This window comes from Marinobacter sp., from assembly GCF_041595835.1.
Taxonomy (GTDB): Bacteria; Pseudomonadota; Gammaproteobacteria; order Pseudomonadales; family Oleiphilaceae; genus Marinobacter.
In genome coordinates this window covers 25,165-34,544 of record NZ_JBFHJO010000029.1, presented here as the reverse complement: position 1 = coordinate 34,544, position 9,380 = coordinate 25,165, and the positions used below count along the sequence as shown (strand labels likewise).

Sequence of the window (9,380 nt, the reverse complement as noted above, 5' to 3'; positions counted from 1 at the left end):
TGTCTGGCGCGGAGTTATTGGTTGCCTTGTCTGTCACGACGTTTGCCTGCTGGTCAGTCTGTGTGTGGCGCTCCGGTTTTCTGGAGCACTCTGAAATTTGAAAACGCGCATTATACGCTGGCTGGCGCTGCTTTTCTAAGTACCCGTCAGTCCTTTGTTTTAGCTGGGATCAATCAAAAGAATGTGAGACCCACCTGGAACAGTTTTTCCACGTCCCGGACGCGGGATTTATCGACCAGGAATAGGATGACGTGGTCATCCGGCTGCACTCGCAGGTGGTCATGGGCAATCAGCACTTCACCCTGGCGAACGATGGCGCCGATAGTAGTGCCCGGTGGCAGGTGAATTTCATCCAGCCGTCTGCCGACTACTTTGGAAGAACGGTGATCCCCATGCGCTATGGCCTCGATGGCTTCTGCAGCGCCCCGGCGCAGGGCATGAACATTTACAACGTCGCCCCGGCGTATGTGGGTGAGCAGGCTACCGGTGGTGGTTTGTTGCGGTGAAATCGCAACGTCAATGGTGCCGCCGTGAATCAGGTCCACGTAATCCGGGTTGTTGATCAGGGTCAGTACCTTGCGGGCCCCCAGACGCTTGGCTAGCAAGGATGCAATGATATTGGTTTCGTCGTCGTTGGTAACCGCACAAAAGACATCGGTGCTCTCGATGTTTTCTTCCAGCAGGATGTCTTTATTGGCAGCACTGCCTTCGAGGACAACGGCTTTGCGCAGTTTTTCAGACAACATGACGCAGCGATTGTGGTCACGTTCGATGATTTTTACCTGATAACGGTTTTCGAGCGCGCGCGCCAGGCGGTATCCGATATTGCCGCCTCCACAGATAAATATTCGCTTGTAGGGCTTGGATAGCGGTTGCAGTTCGCTCATTACTGAGCGTATGTGGTCCGTTGCAGCAATGAAGAAAACTTCATCGCCGTCTTCGATCACAGTATCGCCCTTGGGCATGATGGGGCGGTCTTTTCGGAATATAGCTGCAACCCGGGTGTCGATTTTCGGCATATGGGTGCGCAAGTAGGACAGCTCACGGCCTACAAGCGGGCCGCCTTCAATGGCTCTGATGGCCACCAGCCGCACCAGGCCTTTCGAAAATTCCAAAACCTGAAGCGTGCCCGGATATTCGATAAGCCGGGTGATGTGCTTGGTCACCAGTTGTTCCGGACTGATCAGAACATCTATCGGGAAGCCCCGAAGGCTGTCCAGGTCTTTGACGGTGTCTTTATTGTAGAAAAGGTCGGGTTTAGCCAGGTACGAACCAGCACGAACCCGACAGATGGTGGTCGGAGTTTTGTGCAGTAATTTGGCAACCTGGCAAGCCACCATGTTGGTTTCATCGCTGTTGGTCACCGCGATGACCATATCTGCGTCTTCGGCATCGGCTTCGAGGAGTACTGACGGGTAGGACGCCCGGCCATGTACGGTGCGGATATCGAGGCGATCCTGCAGTTCCCGGAGGCGATCACTGTCGCTGTCTACTACGGTGATATCGTTGGCTTCATTGGCCAGGTTTTCCGCCAGCGTACCGCCGACCTGGCCGGCACCGAGAATCAGGATTTTCATGCTTCAGGTTTCTCCAGCACGGCGTAGAAAAAGCCGTCATGGCTGTCCGGATCCGGCAGCAAACTGCGGCCGGCGTTCATGTCCTGGCCCCAATCTGCCTCTATTTTAATCAGGTGTGCTTGCTCCTGGTGTTTCAGGAATCGTTGGATTATACGGTGGTTTTCCTGAGGAAACACCGAGCAGGTGGCATACACCAAACGGCCTCCGGGTTTCAGGATAGACCACATGGCGTCGAGTAGGCCAAGCTGAATGCTGGCCAGAGGAACGATATCGGATTCTCTGCGCAGCAGTTTGATGTCTGGGTGCCGACGGATCACGCCGGTGGCGCTGCAGGGAACGTCCAGCAAAATGCGGTCGAAAGCTTGGCCATCCCACCACTGTTCAATATCGGCTGCATCGGCCTGTACCAGTGTGGCCACAAGATCGAGCCGGTCAAGGTTTTCCTGGACTCGCGGCAAGCGCGCTTCAGATTCGTCTATGGCGATGACTTCAGCAAGCCCGGCGCAGGCTTCAAGAATGGCGCAGGTTTTTCCGCCGGGGGCGGCGCAGGCATCCAGTACTCGCTGGCCGGGCTGAAGATCGAGAAGTGTGGTACACAGCTGGGCAGCTTCGTCCTGGACGCTGACGGCACCGTCTTCAAACCAGGGCAGGCGGTCGACGGGTACCGGGTGGTCGAGTTGGATGCCAAGAGGGGCGAAGCGTGTTGCTTTGGCACCAACACCAGCATCGGCCAGCAGATTCAGATATTCATCCCGGTTGAAACGCAGAGCGTTGACGCGCAGAGTCATCGGCGCCTGGGTGTTATTGGCTTCGAGAATAGATTGCCAGTCGTTCGGCCAGTTGTGACGTAGTTTTTCGACCATCCAGGCCGGGTGACTGTATTGGCTGCTATCGTCGCTTGGTTGTGGAGCACCTTCCCGTTCGGCAGCGCGCAGTACGCCATTGACCAGACCGGTCAGGTGCGGTTTGTCCAGTGCCCGGCAGGCTTCCACGGTTTCATTGAGCACTGCATAGGTGGCTTGTTCACTGAACCGAAGTTGGAATAACGCGACCAACATAAGGTGGTGAATAACCCGGTCTGGCTTGCGAAGGGGCTTTTTCAGGCGTTGATTCAGCTCCCCTTCCAGCCGGTGAAACCAGCGACAGGTGCCGTAACAAATAGCCTGTAGTTGCGGGCGTTGTTCTGGCGCGAGGTCGTTCAGCGCAGGCGGCAGGCACTGTGATAACGACTGGCCGTGTTCAACTGCCAGCAGGACATTGGCGGCGACAGCGCGAAATGGCAGGGGCTGATAGGCCATGGTCAGTGCAGCTCCTGTTCGGGCATCAGTACTTGTTTGCCGCCGTTGATCAGGTCATTCACACTCAGAGCGCGAGTGCCGGGTAGTTGCACGGTTGTAACTTTAAGGCTGCCCTTCCCGCAGGCAATGTCGATGCCTTCCCGTTCCCTGCGCATTACGGTGCCAGGGGGCTTGTCGCTGCCCTGCTCCAGGGCCTGGGCCTGATGCAGGCGGATGCGTTGTTCGCCAAGATCCGTGAAGGTGCCGGGCCACGGGTTAAAGGCTCGGATAAGGCGCTCGATTTCCTGTGCGCTCCGGGTCCAGTTGATGTGACCTTCTTCTTTAGTGAGCTTGTGGGCGTAGCAGGCATCTTTGTCATTCTGGGGTTCGCCGGCCAGCTCGCCTTTGCCGAGTTTTTCCAGGGCCTCAACAATCGCTTTGCCGCCCATATCGGCCAACCGGTCGTGCAGACTACCGCCCGTATCGTCTGAATTAATGGGGGTTGTGACTTTCAGCAGCATGTCGCCGGTATCCAGGCCCACATCCATTTGCATGATGGTGATGCCTGTTTCTGCATCGCCTGCGGCAATGGCCCGTTGAATCGGCGCGGCACCGCGCCAGCGGGGCAACAGGGAAGCGTGGATATTGAGGCAGCCGTGGCTGGGAATGTCCAGAACTGCCTTTGGCAGAATCAGGCCGTAGGCCGCGACAATCATCACATCTGGTTTCAGTGCGGCCAGTTCCTGCCGGGCTTCTTCAGATTTCAGGCTTTGTGGCTGGAATACCGGGATATCGGCATCCAGTGCAACTTGCTTGACCGGGCTGGGCATCAGTTTGCGACCACGGCCGGCCGGGCGGTCAGGTTGGCTGTATACGCCAACCACGTTATGGCCAGCGGCGAGAATGGCTTTCAGGGCAGTGGCGGCAAAATCCGGAGTTCCGGCAAAAACAATGCGCACGGTGGTGTTATCTCTGTGTCGTTGAATACGAAAAAACCGGGTCGCAACCCGGTCCTGACTTCGGTCTGATGTCGAGCGGCACCAAGGTGCCGAATTCAGGCGCTCTGCTTGTGCAGCTTTTCCAGCTTCTTACGAATCCGGTTACGCTTGAGTGAGCTCAGGTAATCCACAAACAGCTTGCCGTTCAGGTGGTCCATTTCATGCTGGATGCAGACGGCCAGAAGGCCGGTGGCTTCCAGAACAAACTCTTCGCCGTTGCGATCTTTTGCGGTAATACGGCAGTGCTCAATGCGCTCCACATCTTCGTAAAAGCCGGGTACAGACAGGCAACCTTCCTGCATGGCTTCAGGCTCGCCATCGAGAACTTCAATCTCAGGATTGATGAATACTCGTGGCTCGCTTTTATCTTCTGACAGATCCATCACGATGATTTGCTTGTGAACATTCACCTGGGTAGCTGCCAGACCAATGCCGGGGGCATCGTACATGGTCTCGAACATGTCGTCGATCAGTGTCCGGATGTCGTCGGTTACCTCATCCACCGGTTTGGCGATGGTGCGAAGGCGCGGGTCCGGATATTCAAGAATGTCTAAAATCATAGTGCTTCGGCTTCTCTGAAATGCGACGGTGTACTGCGCAAATTTTCTTCACGAATCTATTATGAAGAATGTGTGATGTGCCTATTATCCGATAAATTAGCGATTGATTACAAACTGATCAGTTAATAGTTAAAATCTTTCGGTTGTTCGTCAGAATTCACTGGAAGAACAAAAGATAACATCACAAATCCCTGGACATCTTCTATAGTAACGGGAATAACAACGTAATAAGCTGCGGGATTACCGTGGTGACATTACCGAACGCTTAGATTCAAGGCACGCGATCAAGGATACAGACAATGAGGAAACTGTTGTACGCTCTGGCAGCCACTACGCTGCTCTTTACCTCCTGGGCCCAGGCGCAACCAGAGTTCAAGGCTGACCATCCTGAGCGTTACATCGTCGTCAAAGGGGATACCCTTTGGGACATTTCAGGCCGCTTTCTGAACAACCCCTGGTACTGGCCAGAAATCTGGCACGTGAATCCCCAGGTTGCTAACCCACATTTGATTTACCCGGGCGACCGTTTGGCGCTGGTTTACATTGATGGCAAGCCGCGAATTACGAAGGTGGCTTCCGGTGATGTGAAGCTATCACCACAAATTCGTTCAGAAGTGATCGATACGCCAATTCCGGCTATTCCGCTGGATGCTATTGCAAGCTTCCTGACCGACACTCGTATTGTGACTCCGGATGAAATCAACGGTGCACCTTATGTGCTCGAGGGTGAAGACAGCCGCATCATTACGGGTGCTGGTGACAAAATTTACGCCCGTGGTGAAAAGCCCGCTGAGCGTGTTGGTGTGTTCCGTCGCAGTCAGGAATTTGTCGATCCGGATACCGGTGAATTCCTGGGCCTGGAAGCTCGCAGCATAGCCCGGGGCAATGTGGTGGCTGAAAACGGTGACGTGCTGACGGTGAATCTGACCCGTTCGAGCGAAGAAGTTCGTATTGGTGACCGTTTGCTGGTGAATGAAGATCGTCGCCTGACCACCAACTTTATGCCCAGTTCTCCGGATGATCAGATTGAAGGCAAAATGATCTCTGTAGACGGCGGCGTGAACCAGATTGGTCAATACAATGTGGTTGCCATCAACCGTGGTGAGCGTGACGGAATGAAAGCGGGTAACGTGCTGGCAGTGTTGAAAGCGGGTAACCGGGTACGTGATCCGATCACCAACGAAACCATTGAACTGCCCTCCGAGCGCGCAGGTCTGCTGATGGTATTCCAGGTTTACGAGAAAATGAGTTACGGTCTGGTACTGAAGGCAACGCGTGCGTTGTCTGTGGGTGACAAGGTGGTTAACCCCTGACGTGATCATGCCCGCCTGGCCTGATTGTGCAAGTGGCTGGTGGGTTTGATAGCAGTACCATGAAATGGCTGGGCCGGAGCGCCCGGCCATTGTTGTTTTCAAGGATGAACAATGTCGGAACAGAAATTTCTTCAGTCTGAAACTGGCCGTTGGCTGGTGCTCTCCCTACTGCCCAGGTTTGGTGTTCGCGTTCGCGAGCGGGTGCAAGCCCATACCGCCAGTCTTGTTGATGTCCTCGAGTTGAACTCAGCCACCCTGAAAGCCTTGGGGATGGGCCGTGACGCGATTGAGTTGGTGGATGCCTGGCAGGCGGGCATAACGGATCACAGGAAACTTCAGGAAGCCCTTCGGATACATCAGGCCTGCGCGCAGCATGGCATTACCATGATTGGTCAAAGCCACGCGGATTACCCGGAGGCTTTGTGTCATATTCATAATGCTCCGTTGTTGCTGTATGCCTTGGGCGACAGTCGTCTGTTACTGCGGGATCAGATAGGTATTGTGGGCAGCCGGAATGCGACCCGCCAGGGCCTGGATCATGCTCGTCGTTTTGCTGCAGAGTTAAGCGCCAGGGGCCTGCTGGCCACCAGTGGCCTGGCTTTGGGTATTGATGGAGCGGCACACGCTGGTGCACTGGATGCCGGACACCCGACCACTGCGGTAGTCGGGTGTGGCCTGGACCGGCTTTACCCGGCACAGCATAGGAAGTTGGCGCACAGAATTATTGACCACGGGCTGATCGTCTCGGAGTACCCGCCGGGCACGCAGGCCCGCGCCGCCTATTTTCCGCAGCGAAACCGGATAATCAGTGGATTAAGTCGTGGCGTACTGGTGGTAGAGGCTGGGTTAAAAAGCGGGTCTTTGATCACAGCCAGAACGGCTCTGGAACAGGGGCGAGAGGTATTTGCCATCCCGGGCTCAGTCCACAGCCCTGTGGCCAAAGGTTGTCACCAATTAATCAAGCAGGGCGCGCGACTGGTAGAAACGGCCGATGACATCCTGGAAGAGCTGGGTACCTGGTGGTCGATGCAGGACAACGCGCCGGCACCGGCGTCTTTGATCGAGCCGCACAAGCCAGATCTGGATAGCCGGGAAATCGCGGTGCTCGAGGCTTTGGGGTATGATCCACAATCAACCGATGCACTGAGCCTGACCACTGGTTTGCCGGCTGATCAGCTGATGCAGTCACTCCTGCTTCTGGAACTGGAGGGTCTGGCTTGTTCCGCTCCCGGCGGCTATCTGCGGGTGCGCTGAACGGTGCGTTTTCATTGTTTGAGCAACCGGCTTGTACGATTTTTTTATGGCGCCGAAGTTTTCGTTGAATGCCTGGCAGTTGCATTGTGCTCGTCGTACGGTGCTGGCTGGTGGTGTAATCGCCTACCCGACCGAAGCAGTGTGGGGGCTGGGGTGCGACCCATGGAACCGTCAGGCTGTCGAGCGCATTCTCGAACTGAAACAGCGCCGTATGGAAAAAGGCATGATTCTGGTGGCAGCGTCCATCGATCAGGTGCGGTTTCTTCTGAACCCACTGCCCCGAGTGTTGCAATGGGAAGCTGAACAGTACTGGCCCGGGCCTGTCACCTGTCTGATTCCGGATGTGTATGAACAGATTCCGGAGTGGGTGCGCGGCAAACACCGTTCTATTGCAGTTCGAGTGACGGATCATCCTCTGGTAAAGGCGCTTTGTGACGCCACTGGTATGCCACTGGTTTCGACCTCCTGCAACCCGACTGGTCGTCAGCCCGCCCGCAATATCTGGCAAGTTCGCAGGTATTTCGGCAAGGAGCTGGATCATATTGTACCGGGTGCACTGGGGGGCAATCGCAACCCCAGCCGTATTATCGATATCGTCACCGGAAAACAGTTTCGTTAGGAGTAACTATGTCACAGCAGCCGGATTCCCAGGCGGTTAAAGAATATTTGTTGGGTCTTCAGGATCGTATTTGTCAGCGCCTGGAAGCGGTGGACGGAAAGGCTAAGTTCATCCGGGATAGTTGGGATCGCCCGGAAGGTGGCGGCGGTATCAGCCGGGTGATTTCCGAAGGCAAGGTGTTTGAAAAAGGCGGTGTGAATTTCTCTCATGTGATGGGGGCAACCATGCCTGCCTCAGCAACCGCGCATCGTCCTCACCTTGCGGGTGCACCCTGGCAAGCCATGGGGGTGTCCCTGGTGATGCATCCGGAAAATCCTTATGTACCAACCTCACACGCCAACGTTCGCTTTTTTATTGCTACCCCGAAAAACGGCGATCCTGTGTACTGGTTTGGTGGTGGTTATGACCTGACCCCCTATTACGGTTTTGACGAAGACTGTGTGCATTGGCATCGTACGGCGCGCAATGCTTGTCAGCCCTTTGGTGAAGATGTTTACCCGAAGCTGAAACGGTGGTGTGATGAATATTTTTATTTGAAGCACCGTCAGGAACCCCGAGGCGTTGGAGGCCTGTTCTTTGATGACCACAATACCGGTGATTTTGATCGGGATTTTGCTTTTATGCAGGCCGTGGGCGACAGTTATATCGAGGCTTACGAACCGATTATACGGCGCCGGATGGGTCATGCCTGGGGGGAGCGGGAACGTGATTTTCAGCTCTATCGCCGGGGCCGCTATGTGGAATTCAATCTGGTGTATGACCGGGGCACATTGTTTGGCTTGCAGTCGGGTGGCCGGACGGAATCCATTTTGATGTCACTGCCGCCGATGGTGCGCTGGGATTACAGTCGTGAACCCGAGCCGGGCAGTGAAGAGGCTCGGCTGAAAGAACATTTCCTGGCCGACCGTAACTGGCTGGAGGGTATTGATGAAAAATGAACTCTATGCGGTGGTAGGGAATCCTATCAGCCACAGTAAGTCGCCCAGAATACACAGCCTGTTTGCCCGGCAAACGGGGGGGCCCATAGAGTACACGGCTATTCAGGCCCCGCTGGAAGACTTTGCAGGAACGGTAAAACATTTCTTTGAAGGTGGCGGCAAAGGCCTGAACGTGACGGTGCCATTCAAGGAGCAAGCCTGGACTCTGGCAGAGCACCGAACGCCCAGAGCTGAAATGGCTGGAGCTGCGAATACGCTCTACCTTGATCAAGATAATGACTTGGTGGCCGATAACACGGATGGTGTCGGCATTGTGCGGGATTTACATGACAACCAGAAAGTACCGTTGAAAGGTGCACGCATTCTTGTTCTGGGCGCTGGTGGGGCCGTTCGGGGGGTGCTGGGACCACTGTTAGCTGAACAGCCCGCAGCACTGACGATTGCAAACCGGACGGTTGCGAAAGCCGAAGCCCTGGTGCGGTTGTTTGCCCATAGCGCAGAAAACATTGCGTTATCTGCCTGTGGTTTTGATCAGCCTGCACAGCCCTACGATGTGATTATCAATGGTACCAGTGCCAGTTTGCAGGGGGATTTGCCGCCGATCTCCGCAAATGTGATCGGGCCAGACACGGTTGTGTACGACATGATGTACTCTTTGCAGACAACCACATTTAATCAGTGGGCGAAGGACAACGGTGCTCAACGGGTTTATGACGGTCTGGGCATGCTGGTAGAGCAAGCGGCAGAAGCATTTTACGTGTGGCGGGGTGTTCGCCCTGAAACTGCACCGGTTATAGACGAACTTAGAAACGACTGAGCCGGATTCACCGAGTCCGGCCTTATG

General features: G+C 55.2%; 9 protein-coding genes. 5 read left to right on the top strand and 4 right to left on the bottom strand.

Annotated features, from left to right (window positions below; translation table 11 throughout):
• Window positions 1–173: 173 nt before the first annotated feature.
• The 4 genes from trkA to def all read right to left on the bottom strand — a co-directional run bounded on the left by trkA (window position 174) and on the right by def (window position 4,412).
• Complete coding sequence (trkA, locus tag ABYA77_RS10440; RefSeq protein ID WP_372965904.1) at window positions 174–1,577, bottom strand: Trk system potassium transporter TrkA; 1,404 nt, start codon at window positions 1,575–1,577, stop codon at window positions 174–176.
• Window positions 1,574–2,875: a 16S rRNA (cytosine(967)-C(5))-methyltransferase RsmB gene (gene rsmB / locus ABYA77_RS10435; RefSeq protein WP_372965903.1), complete on the bottom strand. Its 1,302-nt coding sequence runs from the start codon at window positions 2,873–2,875 to the stop codon at window positions 1,574–1,576. Before rsmB ends, trkA begins: the two co-directional genes overlap by 4 nt.
• A 2-nt stretch (window positions 2,876–2,877) precedes the next feature.
• The gene (gene fmt / locus ABYA77_RS10430) at window positions 2,878–3,813 is read right to left on the bottom strand and encodes a methionyl-tRNA formyltransferase (RefSeq protein ID WP_372965902.1); all 936 of its coding nucleotides are present in this window, start codon (window positions 3,811–3,813) and stop codon (window positions 2,878–2,880) included.
• A gap of 95 nt (window positions 3,814–3,908) precedes the next feature.
• Window positions 3,909–4,412, bottom strand: coding sequence for a peptide deformylase (gene def / locus ABYA77_RS10425; RefSeq protein ID WP_372965901.1), 504 nt, complete (start codon window positions 4,410–4,412; stop codon window positions 3,909–3,911).
• A 299-nt stretch (window positions 4,413–4,711) separates the two neighbouring features.
• On the opposite strand from def, the gene ABYA77_RS10420 reads away from it, so the two are divergent.
• The 5 genes from ABYA77_RS10420 (at window position 4,712) to aroE (ending at window position 9,353) form a co-directional block, all read left to right on the top strand.
• The gene (locus ABYA77_RS10420) at window positions 4,712–5,725 is read left to right on the top strand and encodes a LysM peptidoglycan-binding domain-containing protein (protein WP_372965900.1); all 1,014 of its coding nucleotides are present in this window, start codon (window positions 4,712–4,714) and stop codon (window positions 5,723–5,725) included.
• Between the two features lie 111 nt (window positions 5,726–5,836).
• The gene (dprA, locus tag ABYA77_RS10415) at window positions 5,837–6,979 is read left to right on the top strand and encodes a DNA-processing protein DprA (RefSeq protein WP_372965899.1); all 1,143 of its coding nucleotides are present in this window, start codon (window positions 5,837–5,839) and stop codon (window positions 6,977–6,979) included.
• Between the two features lie 46 nt (window positions 6,980–7,025).
• Window positions 7,026–7,598 (top strand): L-threonylcarbamoyladenylate synthase, encoded by a 573-nt coding sequence (locus tag ABYA77_RS10410; RefSeq protein ID WP_372965898.1) that lies wholly within the window; start codon window positions 7,026–7,028, stop codon window positions 7,596–7,598.
• A gap of 8 nt (window positions 7,599–7,606) precedes the next feature.
• Window positions 7,607–8,536, top strand: coding sequence for an oxygen-dependent coproporphyrinogen oxidase (gene hemF, locus ABYA77_RS10405; RefSeq protein WP_372965897.1), 930 nt, complete (start codon window positions 7,607–7,609; stop codon window positions 8,534–8,536).
• Complete coding sequence (gene aroE / locus ABYA77_RS10400; protein ID WP_372965896.1) at window positions 8,526–9,353, top strand: shikimate dehydrogenase; 828 nt, start codon at window positions 8,526–8,528, stop codon at window positions 9,351–9,353. Before hemF ends, aroE begins: the two co-directional genes overlap by 11 nt.
• Window positions 9,354–9,380: the final 27 nt, after the last annotated feature.